The sequence below is a fragment of the Clostridium sp. NSJ-49 genome (assembly GCF_014287725.1).
Taxonomy (GTDB): Bacteria; Bacillota; Clostridia; order Clostridiales; family Clostridiaceae; genus Clostridium; species Clostridium disporicum_B.
In genome coordinates, this window is record NZ_JACOOP010000008.1 from 74,281 (window position 1) to 92,671 (window position 18,391).

The following is an 18,391-nucleotide window of genomic DNA, read 5'->3' on the forward strand; positions in this document are numbered from 1 at the left end:
AATATTATATATTGCCTTATTATTTTTACAAAAATTATTTGAGATATTTCATGTGTCCACAGGTAGTGCTGTCACTTTCATTAAAATATACTTTTAAATCATTAGATTCACCTGTAGAGTAAATATCGTATATTGTTGTATTTTCAGGTAGTTCCTTTAGTATTGGAAATGTTATTATAAAGTATTCATCCTCAAATACAAATTGAGAATATACATCACCAGCAAAGTTTATAGTAATAGTTTTAGCATCGTTATTTTTACCAAATACAATTACACCAATTTTACTATCATCATTTATAAGGGCAATTGAATATCCATAGTCATTACCATCCCATTGAACTTGAGTAGAAAAACCTTGTACATAGCGATTTTGTAAAACTTCATCAGCTATTTTAAGTTCAAAATAATCAGCATTATCTTGTAAGAATAATTTATGATTAAAGAATTGAGCAGATTCTACGTATTCATTTCCAGTACTATACGTAAATACAGCTTCTGCAATATCTTCATCAGATTGATTACCAGAAACAGTAAAGCTATAAAGTATTCCAAAGAAAACAGCAATTGTAGTTATAGTTATAGGTAATAAGAATTTTGAACTAAGAGTTATTAAACTACCTTTGTAATTAACCTGTAACTTTTCTACTAAATTAATAAATTTAGTTCTTTCAATAATTAATATAAAGATATTAAAAATAACAAATCCAATTATAGCTCCTAAGGTATTAAAAATTATATCATCTATATCAGTGAAATTAGTACAAGTTAAATATTGAAGTAATTCAATTGAAAATGATGCTACAAAACTATAAAAAGCTACTTTTCTTAATTTATTATGATTTTTAAAGAATAAAGGGATTCCGAAGCCTAAAGGAACAAAAAGTAATACATTACCTAAAACATTATAAAGTGAATTACCAAGCCCCATGAAATTATCTTTAAACATCTTAATAGTCTCAACTAGTGGGATTAAGTTAGCATAACTTCTCATACGTAAATCAAGGTGAAGCATACCATATTTAAAGAATGTAAGATAAATTACAATAAGGAAATAAATAAAGAAAAGATTAATAAATACTTCTCTAAATATATTAACTTTAAATGATTTCTTACAAACAATAACTCTATATATAATCCAAATTATTAAAGCTAAAATTAAAAAATAAATATAACTTATGCCAATCATAAAATACCTCCGTGTTCTATTTGAAATTATTGACAAGTACGATAATATTATAACTTAAAAGTAAATAAAATAAAAAATTTACTAAATTTCAATCCAAGTTATTAAAATATTTATACTTAGAGGATTGATTAGATATAATTTTTAAAGAGGTTTGTAATTTAAAGTGAAAAACTGTTAAAAATAGCATTGTTAAGCCGTTTTGACTATGTAGATTTAAAGAAAATACAGCATAATATATTAGTGGGTGGGAAAAAATTATTATGGAGGTTTTAGAATGAACCGACAAGTATATTGTGAAAAATGTTTAGAAGTTATTGAGGAGAAAGAGGATTTAGTTATTTTGAATGGTAAACCTTACCATTATAACTGCTATGAAAAAGAACTAAAAGAAGAAAAGAAAAAAACACTTATGAAAAGATTTGTTACATGGAGATTTATAAATAGTGGACTTATAGCTAATATACAAGCAGTTTTAGTAATAGCATTAGGTGTAATTTTATATTTATTTGGTGGTAATTTTGCTGATGAAGAGAATTGTCATATTTGGGGAACTATTATAATAGCTATAGCTTTAATAGTTAGAATGTATGGTTTTTTAAGCTTTGAGATTAAGGCTAAAAGAGTTGGAAGGAAGAGTAGGATATTACAAAGCAAGGATTCAGTACTTCAAATAGTTAAGATTGAAGCTGTAGATTTATTAAAGGTAGCAGGGTTAGTAGCTTTTATTGCAGTAGTATGGAATTTAATATCATCGGTATTAATGTAATATATAAAGGAGTTGCTTTTTTTAGCAACTCCTTTTATCTTGAATTATCAATAAAAGACGTAATTTTATTATAATTATCAGTTATATAGTCTGGAATATCAACATGAACTATGAAGTTTTTACCATTAGGACCGTATCCTTTTTCGTTATCTTTTAATCTAGGTATTTCGCCTACTATAAGATTTAAATACCTATCAATATCCCAAATACCATCTATGTCTTTATTAATGAATAGCATATTATTATCTAGAGTAGGAATAAATGGAGCATAATTGATAATTTTAACATCTTTGTCTTCTAAGTATTTTGCAAAAGATGCATAGCTTCTAAGTTGCATAGTTGGATCTTGAATTAGCAATATAGAATTATAGCTTATTTTTAACTTATCAAGCAATTGAACAGATTTTAAAGCATTATCACCACAGTTGGTAGATTGATTTTCTACTATTATATCTTTTTCAGGAACATTATAATAGTTAACTAAAATATCTTTGAAAATATCAGCTTCGGAATTATTATCGATTTTAACGTCATTAAATTTGAAATTAGTTTGAATAGCACTTATTAAGAAGTGGGTAGAATGACCAATGCCACCAGAAACTAAAATTTTATTGCAGAGTCCCTTCTTGTAGGCTTCATAAGCAACGCCAATAGTGTAGGGAATAGCATTGCCAAGTAATACTAAAATATCTACATTTAATATACTATATTTATTATATAAAGATTCTACTGATAAATTATCTATATCTCTAGTTGCTAAAAATTCACCTAGAGAATTTATATAACTACTGAGATTAAATGACTCAGAAGTATTTATCTTTGAACAGTGGATATTACTAATATGATTATCTTTACTATATCTAAAATTAATATTCATAGCTTTCTCCTATAACTGAATAATGAAAATTTATATAACTATTATAACATAAAAAATGGTAATAATAGGAGCGTAATAAATGCTGTTAAGTATAAGTGAATTTAATTAAATGATTAAAGAGGAATTATAATATGGTAGCTCATATTATAATGATGTTTATCTTATAGTTTTTATAAAGTTAGAGAGAGAATATTTTCATAATTTGAAAACTATAACTATATATCTAATGTAATAATATAGACATAATAATAAGACAAAGAGGATATTTATATGAGTAAAAAAGTAATTTTTTTAGATGTAGATGGAACATTGGTTAATGATAATGGAGTGGTACCTGAATCTGCAAAAGATGCAGTGAGACAAGCTAGAAATAATGGACATTATGTGTTTTTATGTACAGGTCGTTCTAAAGCAGAGATATATGATGAAATTATGGAAATAGGTTTTGATGGAGTTATAGGTGCTGCAGGTGGGTATATTGAAGTAAATAATGAAATTATTCTTCATAAAAAAGTAGATAGAGAAGATGTTGAACATTTGGTAAATTATTTTGATAAAAATAATATAGATTTCTATTTAGAGTCAAATGGAGGTTTATTTGCAAGTAAGAATTGTAAAAAGACTTTAAATAAATTAGTCTTTGAAGGAGTAGACAAAGATAGTAAACTATATAAAGAGTTAGAAAAAGGGATAGGACAGTTTATAGAAGCTTTAATTGAAGGAGAAGATTTAATTAGAGATGATATAAATAAGATATCGTTTTTAGATTCTGAAACTTCTATAGAAACAATTAGAGATGAATTTAAGGACAAGTTTAATGTTATACATTGTACTGTTCCAATGTTTGGAGAAAATAGTGGAGAGTTATCTGTGCCTGGTGTGCATAAAGCATTGGCTATTGAGTATTTAATAGAACATCTAGGTTTATCAAAGGAGACTACTTTTGCATATGGTGATGGAATTAATGATATGGAAATGCTGCAGTATGTTAATTATGGGATAGCAATGGGGAATGCTAATGAAGCCTTAAAGGAAATAGCTTGTGATATAACGGGAACTCATGATGAAGATGGAATATATAATAGCTTTAAAAAATATAGATTAATATAATGATTTTGCTCTGTTTGGCAAGGATATTAATATAAAGTAATTACTTTATATTAATTGAAATGTAAACAGGGCTTTTTATATATGAAAATAGGCAAATAAGTTGAAGATAATATTTCCATAATTTAAAATATGTATATATGTTATTTTGAGATGAGGTGTAAAGTATTATGAAGGAAATAAATATTGCAGATATTGATGGAATTAGAATTGGGCATGCAGAAGATAAGATAGGAGCAACTGGATGTACGGTATTAATATGTGAAGAGGGAGCTTCAGCAGGTGTAGATGTAAGAGGTGGTGCACCAGGAACTAGAGAAACTGATCTTCTAGATCCAGTTCAAATGGTTCAAAAGGCTCACGCTGTAGTTTTATCAGGAGGAAGTGCATTTGGATTAGATGCAGCAGCTGGTGTTATGGAGTATCTTGAGGAGAGAAATGTAGGTCATGATGTTAGTATTACAAAGGTACCTATAGTATGTCAGGCAGTAATATTTGATCTTATATGTGGAGATATGAAATGTAGACCTAATAAAGAGATGGGATTAAAAGCTTGCATAGATTCAGAAAAATACAATGAAAATGTTAATGGTAATATAGGGGCAGGAACAGGAGCTGTAGTAGGGAAGTTTAAAGGACCACAATTTGCTATGAAAGGCGGACTTGGAATGTATGCAGTTCAAGTCGGCGATTTAAAAATTGGAGCAGTAGTTTCTGTTAATTGTTTAGGTGATGTAATTAATTATGAAAATGGAGAAATAATAGCAGGAGCTTTAAATGAAGATATGAAGACTTTTGCTAATACTGAAAAGATGATGATTGGAATGTATGATGTTAAAAAGGATGCATTTAATGGAAACACTACTATAGGAGTTGTTGTAACTAATGCAGACTTAACAAAGGCAGAAGCTAATAAAGTTGCATCAATGACACATAATGCTTATGGTAGAACTATGAGACCAGCACATACTATGTTTGATGGAGATACTATATTTACTATGGCTACAGGAAAGGTTAAATGTGATGTTAACGTAGCAGGTCTTTTAGCTACTAAAGTAATGGAAGAAGCTATAATGAGAGCTATTAAGTCTGCTAATTCAGAATATGGATTTGTAAGTTATAAAGAGCTTAATAAGTAAATTGCAAAGGGCCGTATGTTATGAAGCATATTAATTAAAAAGAAAGAAAATCAGCTTAGGCTGATTTTTTTATTATAAAAAATAAATTAAGGGAATAATATACAGAATGAATTTAATAAAAAAGTATTTACTTCTATAAGAAATAGGAGTATTATTTACTTATAAATAATAATTATTAATAAGTAATGTTAATTAAAAAATAAACAATATCCAGGAGGAAATGAAATGAAAATAGTAGTTGTTGGATGTACACATGCTGGAACAGCAGCAGTAGTTAATTTAAAAGCACTTCACCCAGAAAGTGAAATTACAATATATGAAAAAAATGATAATATATCATTTTTATCTTGTGGAATAGCATTAAATGTTGGAGGAGTAATTAAAGAAACTAAGGATCTTTTCTATAATTCTCCAGAAAATTTAGCTAAACAAGGCGTAATTACTAACATGAAACATGAAGTGTTAGATATAGATTTTGATAATAAAAAGGTAAAAGTTAAAAACCTAGTTACAAATGAAGAATTTGAAGATAATTATGATAAATTAGTTCTTACTTTAGGATCATGGCCAATAGTTCCAAGATTTGAAGGTGGAGACTTAGAAAATATCCTTTTATGTAAAAACCATGACCATGCTTTAACAATAATTGAAAAGGCTGAAGATGCTAAAAATGTTGTTATAATCGGAGCTGGATACATTGGTGTTGAATTAGTTGAAGCTTTTGAAATGAAAGGTAAAAATGTAACTTTAATAGATGCTGAAGATAGAATAATGCCTAAGTATTTAGATAAAGAATTTACTGACTTAGCAGAAGCAGAATTTAAAGCTAAAGGTGTAAACTTCGCTTTAGGACAAAAGGTTCAAAAGTTTGAAGGTGAAAATGGTAAAGTAACAAGAGTTGTTACCGAAAAAGGAAGCTATGAAGGAGATTTAGTAGTTCTTTGTATCGGATTTGCACCAAACACTAAATTAGTTCAAGGTAAATTAGAAACTCTACCAAATGGAGCTATAATCATTGATGAATACATGAGAACAAGCAGAGAAGATGTATTTGCAGCAGGAGATTGCTGTGTAGTTAAATACAACCCAGCTAATGATACAAGATACATACCACTAGCTACAAATGCAGTAAGAATGGGTACTTTAGTTGCTAGAAATATTAATGAACCAACTCTTAAGTACATGGGAACTCAAGGAACATCAGGAATTAAGATTTACGATCAATGCATATCATCAACAGGATTAACTGAAGGTGTTGCTAAGGCTACTACAAACTATAATGTAGCATCAGTAATCTTAGAAGATAACTACAGACCAGAATTTATGCCAACTTACGAAAAAGCTTTAATTAAGCTTGTTTATGATAAAGATACAAGAAGAGTATTAGGAGGACAAATAGCATCTAAGATTGACTTAACTCAATTTATGAATACTTTATCAGTAGTTATTCAAAATAATATGACTATTGAAGAATTAGCTATGACAGATTTCTTCTTCCAACCACACTTCAACAAGCCATGGAGCTTACTAAACTCAGTAGCATTAAAAGCACTATAATTTGGTAAGGAACAATTCCAGATAAATTTTAACTGATAAATATGAACTAAGTAAAAATGGATACCACCTTTTGGTGATATCCATTTTTTATATTTAATTATTTTAATATGTTAAAGATATTAAAATTTTTTAGGGGCTATTTATTATTATTTGCTTAAATTTTTAACTGCTGAAGAACCAGCTATTCTACCAGTACCATAAGCGTAACCTAAAGTACCACCTTCGAAGTATACGTAAGAATTACCATATGCACCGTTAGTTTCTGAACCAGCAGCATAAAGACCAGATATAGCTTTACCGTTAGCATCTAAAACTTCACAGTCAGCATTTATATCTATTCCACCAAGAGTTCCTAAGAATACAGATGGAGTTATTTTTACTGCATATAGAGTTCCTTCTAAGTTATCTAAGTACTTAGCTGATTTGAAGTGGTCTGTATCTTCACCAGCAGCACATAATTCGTTATATCTGTTTATTGTATCTACTAAGTTAGACATTCCTAACTTTTCAGCTAATTCTTCTGGACTCTCAGCCTTTATGATTTTTCCTTCAGCAACTAATGCTTCAATTTCTTCAGTTAAATCTTCAGGAGTTATACTAGCTTCATATCTTTCAGCTGTATTAACAGGATGTCCAACTTCTATAAATACTGTTGGGTCAGTAGCTAATTCACCACTGAATACATCAGTGATTCCAGCAAATCCTTTTTCTTTAACTGTTTCAATCATAGTGCTATCAAATATTTCGTAAGCAGTTCTTTGAGGAAGAGATTTAATTACGTTAGAAGATTTGATTGGTTCAAATATGAAAGCTTCTTCGTTCATAAATCTATTTCCGTCTACATCAACATGTAGGTATGGGTTAAGAAGTGCAGCATTTAAAGTTGTATTCCACTTTGTACCACCTCTAGAAACCCCATAGTGCATTGTGATTGCATCTTCATAGCTTGCAGCTGCACCAGCTGATTTAGCTAATTCTATACCAGTACCGATGTTAGTTGCAACTCTTGAAACACCAAAACCTTCACCGAAAGTTTCAGCAACTTTTTCTTCGTTACCACCAAATCCACCAGTAGCTAATATTACAGATTGAGCATTTATAGTTAATTTACCACCATCAGCTTTTTCTGCAATGATACCTTTAACAACACCGTCTTCAATTATAAGCTCAGTTGCTTTAGTAGAGTATAATACTGTACCACCTTTTTCTTCAATTGATTTGTGAAGCTTAGTTAATGCAACTGTTCCACCTTCAGCATAACCATGTAAAGTATCAGCTTGGTGAGTTGATCTATGTTCATAGTATCCTCCTGTAGCAGGGTGAGCTAAAACAAGGTCACAACCATTTTCTTCTAGCCAATCTACTGTATCACCAGAGTTTTGAATTATTTTTGTAAGTAATCCACCGTTAGCAGTGTAGTTACTAGTATTTATAAATTGATCATAAACCCATTTATTATCTACTAATTCACCTTTTTCTTTTTGCTCAGTTGAAGAAGTAGCAAACATTCCACCAGCCATAGTTCCTTGACCTGCTGGAGAAGCTGTCATTTCAACTAATATAACTTTACCACCATCATCAGTAGCTTGTAGAGCAGCAGCAGTACCAGAAGCACCCCCACCGATAACTACAACTTCAGTTTCCATAACTTCATCTTCACCGTTCTTTTCAACTGATACTTTTAAAGAATCTAAATCTCCACCAGCTTCAGTTAAACAAGCTTCTAAAGCTTCTAATAAACCGTTAGAACTGTTAGTTGCTCCAGTTACTGTATCAACACCTATGCTTTGAGTAGAAAGAATACTTTCAATCATAGAGTCTAAAGCAACATCTCCTAGTCCTGGAGTTTCTGAAGATTCAGTTACTTTTATATCTTCGATTTTTGAATCGCTTACAGTAACTTCAATTTTAATGTCGCCATTATTACCTTTTCCTGTTGCTGTGTAAGTTCCAGCTGTAAAAGATAAATTTTTATCGTTATTAGCATTATTGTTAGTTGTACAACTTACTAAAGAAAGACTTAAAGTAAGTGAAACAACTGCAGAAAGTCTTTTAATTAAAGATCTTTTCATGTGTTTTCCCCCTCATTTGCTGTTTGATAATTAACAAGCACATTTTAAATATGAGTGTAGTACTGAAGTCAATATAGAATAAAAAATAGATTTGATTAGTTTTTATAAAAGAAGACATAAAAATACTCTATATTCTTAAAGATATAGAGTATAAACGAGGGAAAGTTATATTATTTTATTAAAACTTGAATATAGTACTTAAGTTTTAGCTAAACTTGTTAAATACAGCAGAATAACTAGTTTATAGGTATACATATTTTAAGATATTCATATACAACTCCATTATCATTACTCTTTTTTATTGAAAAAGCAAGAATATCAGAGGAAATTTTAATAGGAAATTTGATTAAAATATTTTTTATAGTATTTATGAGTGAGCCATTTGCTATGTATGGAAGTTGAATTTTTATATAAGTTATAAAACATTTTCTACTTTCAATTCTAGTAAACTTGTTATTTTTAGTTATAGTACTGTTTATTAAATAAGAATTTTCTTCTGTAAAACCAAGCCCCCAAGAATAAGTTATATTGTTATTTATAAAGCTATCTTTATTTATACATAGAATAGATTCAACTATAGGTACATAATCTATGAGATTTATATCATCAATAAAAGAATGATTATCTTCTATTATATCTGTATTGTTGCTTTGCTTTAAAAAGTATATGGAAGGCATAATATCAATAAACCATTCATTAAGGTATTTATCACAGTATTTACTTTTATTATATAAAGTCTCAGCAAGCTTTTTTTGATGTAAGAGAGTTTTAATTTGAGAATCTAAGTCAGAAATATGATCTTCTAATATTTCATTGAATTCATTATTATTCGAGTCATTCAAAAGAAGTGAAATATCTTTAATAGGTACACCGATATTTCTAAATTTTCTACACTCTATAATTCTTGCATATTGAGATAGGTCATAATATCTATAGTTTGTAGTATCATCTTTATGAGGATGAACTAGTCTAAATTTTTCATAATGTTTTATTGAATGAGTAGAAACGCCCATTGTTTTAGAAAGCTGCCCAATTTTGTATTTTGCCATTTTTGACTACCTCCTAGTAACTATTATCTAAAAAGTTATGTAAACATAATATACTAAATAGTAAGTTAAAACAATGTTAAAATTCAGACTTTTAAAGTTTGTAAATATTGAGAATTTATATAATTATAGTAAATTAGACTAATGAAAATTTACTTTTATCATAATAAGATAGGGAATAGTATAATTAAATAGATTTTAGGATGTTTTGCAATAAAATTTAAATTGGGGTGTAATTTCAATAAATATAAATAAAAAGTAAAACTAGTAATTTTCAAATTTTGAAAATATATTGATATTTATTGAGAAAATATTTTAGAAAATATATAATTACTAATATAAAAAAGTATATTTTTTTACCATTCAAGAAAATGTTTACATAGGAAAGCGTGAGGGGGAAATAAAAATGGCAAAAATTATAGTAAACGCTGATGATTTTGGATATTCAGAAGGCGTAAATCACGGAATAATATCAGCTCATAAAAATGGAATAGTAACATCATGTACAGTTATGGCTAATATGCCAGGTTTTGAACAGGGAATGGAATTAATAAAAGAAAATCCTACTTTAAAATGTGGTGTTCATATGACATTAACTTGTTATAAACCACTTTTAAAAGATCATAAAACTATAGTTGATCAAAATGGAGATTTCATTAGAAAACCAAGTGAAGAAGTAATAAAAAATATAGATTTAGAAGAAGTATATAGAGAGTTTAAGGCTCAAATTGAAAGAGTACGTGAAAGAGTTGAAATTACTCACTTAGATTCACATCACCATGTACATGGAAGAGAATTTTTAAGACCTGTAATAGAAAGACTTGCAAATGAGTACAAGCTACCTATTAGAAAATCAGTAGATATGATGCCTATTGAAGGAATAGACTATGCTCAATGCTTAGGAACTTTTTATATGGATAATGCTAAAGAAGAGTACTTTGAAGAGCATTTAGAGGACTTAAGAGGAAGTGAAGTTGTAGATTTAATGTGTCATCCAGCTTTCATTGATGCATTTCTTTTAGGATCAAGCTCATACAATATTCAAAGAGCTAAGGAACATAAGGTTTTAACTTCTGAAAAAGTTAAAAAATTCTTAGATGATAATGGATTTGAATTGGTAAATTATTCATATTTTAATAAGTAGATATATAAAGTAAATAATAATATTTTGTGACCTTCTATAATAAAATACAAGTGTAAGTCAATTAACATTGTTTAACTTGTAGCAAATATTGTAGGAGGTCTTTAGTTTTGAAAAAGAAAAAGGTGGTTTTAGCAGTGGGGCTTATTGGTATAATACTTATTATTTGTAGTTTTTATTTAAATTGTTATTTTGTTCAAAGGAGTATTAATGGAAACAACGAGGATGGAATAAAGAGGAGCATAAGCTATCTACATAAAGATTATATAGATAAATCAGAAGAGATAAATATAATTGATGAATTTAATTACGATACTGATAAAGTAGTTTTTTTTAGGAATGATAAGTTAACTGGAATTGCTAAATTTAATAAGGATTCCAGAGGAAAATATAAAATAGATTTTGTTGAAACATTAGATACTAATAATATTAGAAAAATATCTAAAGCTTCATAAAGAAAAGGGAGGATTTATTTAGAGAGAAAAATGATAAATAAACTTAAGTAAGAATACCTGTGATAATTTTACTATCATATGTATTCTTATTTAAGTTTTTTTGATATAGTTCAAAGCAAGGTGATTTATAATTTTAAATTAATTATATTGAGTTGAGAATAATTATATTTATTTTCGCTATATAGTATGTAAGGCTTTTACAAGACATTAAGTTTAGGAGATTAAGTTTATGGGTGTAAATAATTTGAATTATATAAAACGGCTAAAAAGCAAAAAAGAAGATGCTTTGGAGTTCATAGTTGATAAATATTTATAGATATTTAGGGTAAATTATAAAAAGAGGTCAAATTACTATTTTATAAAAAGAGGGATTCAAATGAAGAAGTTTTTAAATGAAAAAGTACTTGTGGTAGTAGATTTTTTAGAAATAATAATAGGAATTCTTTTAGCTATTTTTATTAGTATAGCAGTTATTTATTTAGCTGGTGATTTGATATCTATCTTTACAGAAAGTGATAAATTAGAAGCATTTAGCAGTTACCTAGATATAGCTTTTAATTTTGTTATAGGGATAGAATTTATAAAAATGTTATGTAAGCATACACCAGAAACGGTAGTAGAAGTATTGCTTTTTGCACTTGCAAGAGGATTAATTGTTGGGCATATGTCTAATTTTGAAAATTTGATAGGAATATTATCAATTGTTATATTGTTCGCAACTAGGAAATATTTATTTCGCTAAAAATATATTATGTTTAATGAAAAATTACAAATTAATAATGGTTAATTAAAAGAAACTGCTTTGTAGCAGTTTCTTTTAATTAAATAAAGTTATTTTAAATTATTTATCTCATTTCTATATTGAACGGGAGTAATATTATTAAGTCTTTTAAAATTATTATTAAAGTAATTTACAGAGTTATAACCTACTGTTAAAGCAACTTCTGTAATTGATAAATCTGTATCTTTAAGGAGTTCCTTAGATTTGTCAACTCTATAGTGACTTAAGTAATGGGAGAAGGTCTTGCCAGTATGCTCTTTAAATATAGTACAGAAATAGCTTTTATTAATATTTATATTAGAGCAGACTTCATCAAGAGTAATTGGTTTTTTATAATTTTCTTCAATATATTTTATAGCTTTATTAACATTGAAATTATAGCTTGTCTTACTAGAAGTATTATCATCTATATTTTCTAATTTGATGTATAGAATATTTAATAGATAGATTATACAATGTTTAGGCTTAAATATGGCTTTAGAAGAAGCATCATTAGTTGTATATGGACCAATTAAATAAAATCCATGTTCATAATTTTTAGAAATAATAGGACATACAGTAAAATTAACATCCTCTATAGGTGAAATATCTATAGGGGAGTTTATTTTTTTATCTGAATATATTCTTGAAATCAAATCATTAAAATCTAGTTCCTTTAGAGATAAGTCTGATGTTTTATCATAGCCCACAGAGTGGTACTCTTGTCCTTCAGTTGAGAAGGCTTTAATGGGTAAATGAGTAGAGAAATAGAATGATTCCATATTAAATTTAAGTGTTAATGCATTCATTTTGTACCTCGTAAAATAATCTAAATATATTTTAATAAAAACAAATATTGTGTAAGACATCTTTGGAAATAGATGATAATATACAAATATGAAATTGATAATTATTATCAATAAAATTGTTATAATATATAGTAGATGAATTTAAAATGTATTCTCAATGAAGATTGAGTGAATTTTATTATAACATATTGACATTTAAAAAGTCTACATCTGATAAGTGGGGGAAATACATGAAGAAGAGATATTTGTTCTTAATACTTATTGTATTATCGATAGCATCTATATTCATAGGTGTAAGTAGCATAAGTATAAAAGATATATTTGAATTAAATATAGATAAATTAGAAGTTATTTTTATAAGTAGACTACCAAGACTTATTGCAATAATAGTTGCAGGGGTAGGACTTAGTATAAGTGGTCTTATAATGCAGCAGATTAGTAAAAATAAGTTTGTATCGCCAACAACGGCAGCAACAGTAGATTTTGCAAAGCTTGGGATTCTATTCTCAATGGTGGTGTTAACATCAGCAACTACTATGCAGAAGATGATTACAGCATTTATATTTGCAGTAGTCGGAACGATGATATTTATGAAGATGATAAAAGCTATTAAGCTTAAAAATATAATATTTGTACCACTAGTTGGGATGATGCTTGGTAAGGTAGTTGGTTCAATTACCACATTTATATCTCTAAAGTACGACTTAGTACAAAATGTAACCTCTTGGATGGAAGGTGACATGTCATTAATTATGAAAGGTGGATACGAGCTGCTTTATTTAAGTATTCCAATGGTAATATTAGCATTTCTTTATGCAAATAAGTTTACAATTGTTGGGATGGGAGAAGAGTTCTCAATAAACCTTGGACTTAATTATAACTTTGTAGTTAATGTAGGGCTTGTAATAGTTGCTTTAATATCAGCAGTTACAATTATAACAGTAGGAAACATTCCGTTTCTAGGGTTAATAATACCTAATATAGTAAGTCTTTATAGTGGAGATAACTTAAAGAAGACTTTATATCACACAGCATTACTTGGACCAGTATTTTTATTAATCTGTGATATTTTAGGAAGAATAATAATTTTCCCATTTGAAATATCAATAGGGATGATGGTTGGAGTAATTGGTAGTGCAATATTCCTTTATATGATTATAAGGGGGACTAAAGATGAAGAATAATAAAAAATTAATAATATTATCGATAGTAGCTGTAGCACTTATAGGATTGTTTTTAACGATAGGTGTAAATAGTGCAAACTATCAATATGCGATGTATAGAAGAATACCTAAGGTAATAGCAATGGTTTTAACTGGAGCTGCAATAGGATTTTCATCATTAATATTCCAGACAGTTACTAATAACAGGATATTAACACCTAGTATTCTAGGATTAGATTCATTATATGTACTGCTTCAAACTACAGTAGTATTTTTACTTGGATCATCATCAGTGCTTATAACTAATGGAAATATAAACTTCATTATTACAATAGTAGTTATGATAGCTTTTTCAGCAGTACTTTATAAGTTTGTATTTAGAAAAGGAACAAAAAATATATTTACAATACTTTTAATAGGAGTTATCTGCGGAACGCTTTTTGAAAGCTTAACAAACTTTATGCAGGTTCTTATCGATCCAACAGAGTTTTTAACAGTTCAAGATAAGATGATGGCGAGCTTTAATAATGTAAATACAGATATAATGCTTCTTGCAAGTATAGTGATTATTCTTTCAATTGCTTACTGTTATGATATCGTCAAGGTGTTAGACGTAATGTCTCTTGGAAGAGATGAGGCTATAAGCTTAGGTGTTGATTACGATAAGATGTCTAAGAAGATACTTGTTATAGTGGTAATACTTACATCAGTATCAACGGCTTTAGTTGGACCTATAACATTCTTAGGACTTTTAGTAGTAAACATAGCAAGACAGATGATAAATACCTATAAGCATGAAGTGCTTGGATTAGCAACGATAATTATAAGTGTTATAGCTTTGGTAGGTGGACAACTTATAGTAGAACAATTATTGGATTTTGGAACTTCAGTAAGTGTAATTATAAACTTTATTGGAGGAATATACTTTATTTACTTAGTTATGAAGGAGAGAAATAGATGATAGAAGTTAAGAATATAACCAAAGCTTATGGTAATAAAAAAGTAGTTGATAATGTCTCTCTTAAAATAGAAGAAGGTAAGATTACATCTTTTATAGGTCCTAACGGAGCAGGTAAGAGTACATTATTATCAATAATAAGCAGACTTATCAAAAGAGATAGCGGAGAAGTTCTTATAGATGGTAAGGATGTTTTAGAATGGGATAACAAGGAATTAGCTAAAAAAGTGTCTATCTTAAGACAGACAAATAATATAAACATAAGATTAACTATTAGAGAACTTGTAGAGTTCGGTAGATTTCCACACTGTGGAGGTAACTTAAAGAAGGAAGATATAGAAAATGTTGACCAAGCTTTAAGATATATGCAGCTTGAAGATATTCAAGATAAATATTTAGATGAATTAAGTGGAGGACAAAGACAAAGAGCTTATATAGCTATGGTTATTGCTCAAAATAGTGACTATATATTCTTAGATGAACCACTTAACAACTTAGATATGAAGCATTCTGTAGAGATAATGAAGATACTTAGAACTCTAACGGATGAACTTGGAAAAACTGTAGTAATAGTTATCCATGATATTAACTTTGCATCATGCTACTCAGATAATATAGTAGCTTTAAAGAATGGTCAGCTAGTTAAGAATGGACCCGCTACAGATACAATCCAAAAAGAAGAATTAGAAAAAATATATGAGATTGATTTCCATATAGAAAATATAAATAACAGAAATATATGTGTGTATTTTTAAATAAAAAATAAGGGGGAACAAAAAATGAAAAACAAATCAATGATTATCGGGATAATTTTAGTATTATTAATTGCAGCAGGTATCACTATACCTAAGTTTGTAGGAGGTAACTCTGAACCTGTAAGCGAAACTATTACAATAACACATGAATTAGGTGAAACACCAGTAACAACAAATCCACAAAAGGTAGTAGTATTTGACTACGGTATATTAGATGCATTAGATAGCTTAGGAGTAAATGTTACAGGTGTAGTTCAAAGTGGACTTCCTGATTACTTAACTAAATATGCTGGTGAAGAATATTCAAGCATTGGTACTTTAAAAGAACCAGATATGGAAGCAATATTTGCATTAACTCCAGATTTAATCATAATTTCAGGTAGACAAGCTGATTATTATGAAGAGTTAAACAAAATAGCTCCAACAATACATTTAGGAATTGATAATGCAGATTACTTAGGATCATTCAAAAACAACATGGATATCTTAGGTCAAATCTTCGGAAAAGAAAAAGAAGTTTCTTCTAAAGTAGAAGAAATTGAAAAAACTATAGCCGAATTAAATGCAAAAGTTACAGAAAAGAACATAAACGGATTAATAACTTTAGCTAATGATGGTGCATTCAGCGTATATGGACAAGAATCAAGATTTGGTATAATCCATAAAGAGTTTGGTGTAACTCCAGTAGATACAACAATTGATGCAGGGACTCATGGACAAAAAGCTACATTTGAATACGTAGCAGAAAAGAATCCTCAATACTTATTTGTTGTAGACAGAGCTGCAGTTACAGGTGGAAATACTTCAGCTAAGGAATTATTTGATAATGAATTAGTTGCAAGAACAGATGCTTATAAGAATGATAACATTGTATACTTAGATCCAACAATCTGGTATACATCAGTAGGTGGGTTCACTTCAACTTTAAGAATGGTAGAGGAAGTTGACGCTGCTATAAAGTAGTGATTAATAAGGAGTAAAATCGCTTTTAAAATTTAACATACCTAAGTACAAATTTTTCAAAACAAAAATAATATACTCTATATAAAAAGTAGGTAGTTTTAGTTGACTGCCTACTTTTTATATTTTACATATTTTAATTTAGAGAGGTATAATAATAAATATTAACATATAGAGGAGTATATAAAAGGAATGGATATATTTAAAATATTAAATAATGACACTACTGGATTAACTGATGAAGAGAAAGCTTTTGCAGAAGGTTTTAACTATGATTTAAGAGAAAAGATAATGGCTGAGTTAGTTGAACATGAAATTAATGAGTTTATTAAAGAGTTAAAAGAAGATATAGACGGGTTTAAAGAAAAAGTTGAAAATATATTTGTAAATGGGAAAAAAGGATATAAAGATATGCCTACAAAAACGTTAATTGATATATATTTAAGTAAGATGAACGAAGGAGATTTTATAAACTTAATTGAATCTATAAATGGTTAATAATGAATACTTGAAATAAAGTGCGAAGCACTTTGGTGAAAAGTTTGACTTCGTCAAAGGGGAAAAGTCAGCTGAAGCTGAGGAGAAAATATTGCCTATGGCAATAGGGAAAAGATCTCTAATGAGATAAAATGCTTTTCTCGGATACTTATAGTATCATTTTCCCCTTAACGTAGTTAACTTTTCCCAGCTACGCTAGTAGCCTTTTCACTTCGACGAAGTCGACCTTTCACCTGTGAGCTTCGCTCGCACTTTATTTATGACTAATAATTAGATGCTCTCCGAGTTTAGCAAAAAAATCTGTAATAGTATTAATATATTCTTTATCATTAGTATCAAGAATTCCTAAAGAAGCTTGTATTGCAAATCCATCTAAGGCAGCTACTAAAATAGAAGCAACTATTTTTTTGTATTTCTCATTTTCAATTCCGTAGGTATATACAAACATATCAGAAGTTTTCGATATTATTGATTCGTAGGTTTCTTTATATTCATCTAATAATGTATTCTCATCAAGTAAAACATTTGCTGTAAGCAATATATGAAGACGTTGAGCCGTAAGATTGCTAAGTCTTTTTGAAGCTGCTACTTTTATTTCATCAATAATTTCAGAAGAAGGTTTTAGAGAATTTCCTTTATAGGCATTTAGGCTGTCAATAAAGTGAATATGCTTTGTGACAGCATCGTGAATTAATTCATCTTTATTTCTATAATGATGATAAATTGCTCCTGTAGTAATTCCAGCTTCTCTTGCAATTTCTCTAACAGTGGCTTTCTCAAAACCTTTTTGTAAAAATACTTTTACTGCAGCATTTATGATTTTTTCTTTTTTTATAATAGCTTTACTTTTTAAATTTTCCATGTCCAATCTCTCCAATCTTAAAAGGATTATACCATAAAATTGAAAATAAATTAAATTATCCCACAGGTAAGTTTTAGCAAAATATAAATGAAGATAAGGGATTAAAAAGTGAGTTTATAAATAGTTTTTTAGGTATAGTAATTAATTTGCTATACCTTTTATTGTATTTAGAATACCACAGGTTCTACCTGTGGTTCCGGAAAGCTTCTAGCGGTGAGTAGAAATAAAAAAACCTCCGTTGTAAAATTATAGTAGGTTTGCCGACCAAAACTATAATACA

At 28.5% G+C, this 18,391-nt stretch carries 18 protein-coding genes; 12 read left to right on the forward strand and 6 right to left on the reverse strand.

The genetic code is table 11. The features are described from left to right. Positions 1-34 precede the first annotated feature (34 nt). Positions 35-1,186 carry a VanZ family protein gene (locus H8S10_RS04445; protein WP_186838040.1) on the reverse strand — a complete coding sequence of 384 codons (1,152 nt, stop codon included), beginning with the start codon at positions 1,184-1,186 and terminating at the stop codon, positions 35-37. Positions 1,187-1,460: 274 nt separating this feature from the next. Here H8S10_RS04445 and H8S10_RS04450 point away from each other — a divergent pair, with 274 nt between their 5' ends. After that, complete coding sequence (locus H8S10_RS04450) at positions 1,461-1,952, forward strand: hypothetical protein (protein WP_055267172.1); 492 nt, start codon at positions 1,461-1,463, stop codon at positions 1,950-1,952. Between the two features lie 34 nt (positions 1,953-1,986). Here H8S10_RS04450 and H8S10_RS04455 read toward each other — a convergent pair whose 3' ends face one another. Next, positions 1,987-2,829, reverse strand: a complete 843-nt coding sequence (locus tag H8S10_RS04455; protein ID WP_084759036.1) for a YdcF family protein — start codon at positions 2,827-2,829, stop codon at positions 1,987-1,989. Positions 2,830-3,099: 270 nt separating this feature from the next. Here H8S10_RS04455 and H8S10_RS04460 point away from each other — a divergent pair, with 270 nt between their 5' ends. The 3 genes from H8S10_RS04460 (at position 3,100) to H8S10_RS04470 (ending at position 6,632) form a co-directional block, all read left to right on the forward strand. Then, positions 3,100-3,939 (forward strand): Cof-type HAD-IIB family hydrolase, encoded by an 840-nt coding sequence (locus H8S10_RS04460; RefSeq protein ID WP_186838041.1) that lies wholly within the window; start codon positions 3,100-3,102, stop codon positions 3,937-3,939. A 167-nt stretch (positions 3,940-4,106) separates the two neighbouring features. Next, on the forward strand, positions 4,107-5,075 hold the full coding sequence (locus H8S10_RS04465) for a P1 family peptidase (RefSeq protein ID WP_055267168.1): 969 nt from the start codon (positions 4,107-4,109) through the stop codon (positions 5,073-5,075). A 225-nt stretch (positions 5,076-5,300) separates the two neighbouring features. Further along, positions 5,301-6,632 (forward strand): FAD-dependent oxidoreductase, encoded by a 1,332-nt coding sequence (locus tag H8S10_RS04470; protein ID WP_055267166.1) that lies wholly within the window; start codon positions 5,301-5,303, stop codon positions 6,630-6,632. A gap of 146 nt (positions 6,633-6,778) precedes the next feature. Here the strand turns inward: H8S10_RS04470 and H8S10_RS04475 are convergent, their stop codons facing one another. Together H8S10_RS04475 and H8S10_RS04480 are read right to left on the reverse strand one after the other, a co-directional pair. Beyond that, positions 6,779-8,704 (reverse strand): FAD-dependent oxidoreductase, encoded by a 1,926-nt coding sequence (locus H8S10_RS04475; RefSeq protein ID WP_186838042.1) that lies wholly within the window; start codon positions 8,702-8,704, stop codon positions 6,779-6,781. 236 nt (positions 8,705-8,940) lie between these two features. After that, positions 8,941-9,753, reverse strand: coding sequence for a MerR family transcriptional regulator (locus H8S10_RS04480; protein ID WP_186838043.1), 813 nt, complete (start codon positions 9,751-9,753; stop codon positions 8,941-8,943). A gap of 403 nt (positions 9,754-10,156) precedes the next feature. Here H8S10_RS04480 and chbG point away from each other — a divergent pair, with 403 nt between their 5' ends. From chbG to H8S10_RS04495, 3 genes are all read left to right on the forward strand, one after another. Beyond that, on the forward strand, positions 10,157-10,894 hold the full coding sequence (chbG, locus tag H8S10_RS04485; RefSeq protein ID WP_186838044.1) for a chitin disaccharide deacetylase: 738 nt from the start codon (positions 10,157-10,159) through the stop codon (positions 10,892-10,894). Between the two features lie 107 nt (positions 10,895-11,001). Next, positions 11,002-11,346 (forward strand): hypothetical protein, encoded by a 345-nt coding sequence (locus H8S10_RS04490; RefSeq protein WP_055267160.1) that lies wholly within the window; start codon positions 11,002-11,004, stop codon positions 11,344-11,346. Between the two features lie 376 nt (positions 11,347-11,722). Further along, positions 11,723-12,088 (forward strand): hypothetical protein, encoded by a 366-nt coding sequence (locus H8S10_RS04495; RefSeq protein ID WP_055267158.1) that lies wholly within the window; start codon positions 11,723-11,725, stop codon positions 12,086-12,088. Between the two features lie 89 nt (positions 12,089-12,177). On the opposite strand, the gene H8S10_RS04500 is transcribed toward H8S10_RS04495, so the two are convergent. After that, the gene (locus H8S10_RS04500; protein ID WP_186838045.1) at positions 12,178-12,915 is read right to left on the reverse strand and encodes an AraC family transcriptional regulator; all 738 of its coding nucleotides are present in this window, start codon (positions 12,913-12,915) and stop codon (positions 12,178-12,180) included. Between the two features lie 230 nt (positions 12,916-13,145). On the opposite strand from H8S10_RS04500, the gene H8S10_RS04505 reads away from it, so the two are divergent. The 5 genes from H8S10_RS04505 to H8S10_RS04525 all read left to right on the forward strand — a co-directional run bounded on the left by H8S10_RS04505 (position 13,146) and on the right by H8S10_RS04525 (position 17,249). Beyond that, positions 13,146-14,099, forward strand: a complete 954-nt coding sequence (locus H8S10_RS04505; protein WP_186838046.1) for an ABC transporter permease — start codon at positions 13,146-13,148, stop codon at positions 14,097-14,099. Then, positions 14,089-15,039, forward strand: a complete 951-nt coding sequence (locus H8S10_RS04510) for an iron chelate uptake ABC transporter family permease subunit (protein ID WP_055267153.1) — start codon at positions 14,089-14,091, stop codon at positions 15,037-15,039. Before H8S10_RS04505 ends, H8S10_RS04510 begins: the two co-directional genes overlap by 11 nt. Beyond that, positions 15,036-15,791, forward strand: coding sequence for an ATP-binding cassette domain-containing protein (locus H8S10_RS04515; protein WP_055267151.1), 756 nt, complete (start codon positions 15,036-15,038; stop codon positions 15,789-15,791). The genes H8S10_RS04510 and H8S10_RS04515 overlap by 4 nt, the downstream gene beginning before the upstream one ends. Before the next feature lie 24 nt (positions 15,792-15,815). Then, positions 15,816-16,754, forward strand: coding sequence for a siderophore ABC transporter substrate-binding protein (locus H8S10_RS04520; protein ID WP_055267149.1), 939 nt, complete (start codon positions 15,816-15,818; stop codon positions 16,752-16,754). A gap of 189 nt (positions 16,755-16,943) precedes the next feature. Further along, entirely contained in the window at positions 16,944-17,249 is a 306-nt protein-coding gene (locus H8S10_RS04525) for a hypothetical protein (protein ID WP_055267147.1), read from the forward strand. Positions 17,250-17,502: 253 nt separating this feature from the next. Here the strand turns inward: H8S10_RS04525 and H8S10_RS04530 are convergent, their stop codons facing one another. Beyond that, positions 17,503-18,111: a TetR/AcrR family transcriptional regulator gene (locus tag H8S10_RS04530; protein WP_186838047.1), complete on the reverse strand. Its 609-nt coding sequence runs from the start codon at positions 18,109-18,111 to the stop codon at positions 17,503-17,505. Positions 18,112-18,391 lie beyond the last annotated feature (280 nt).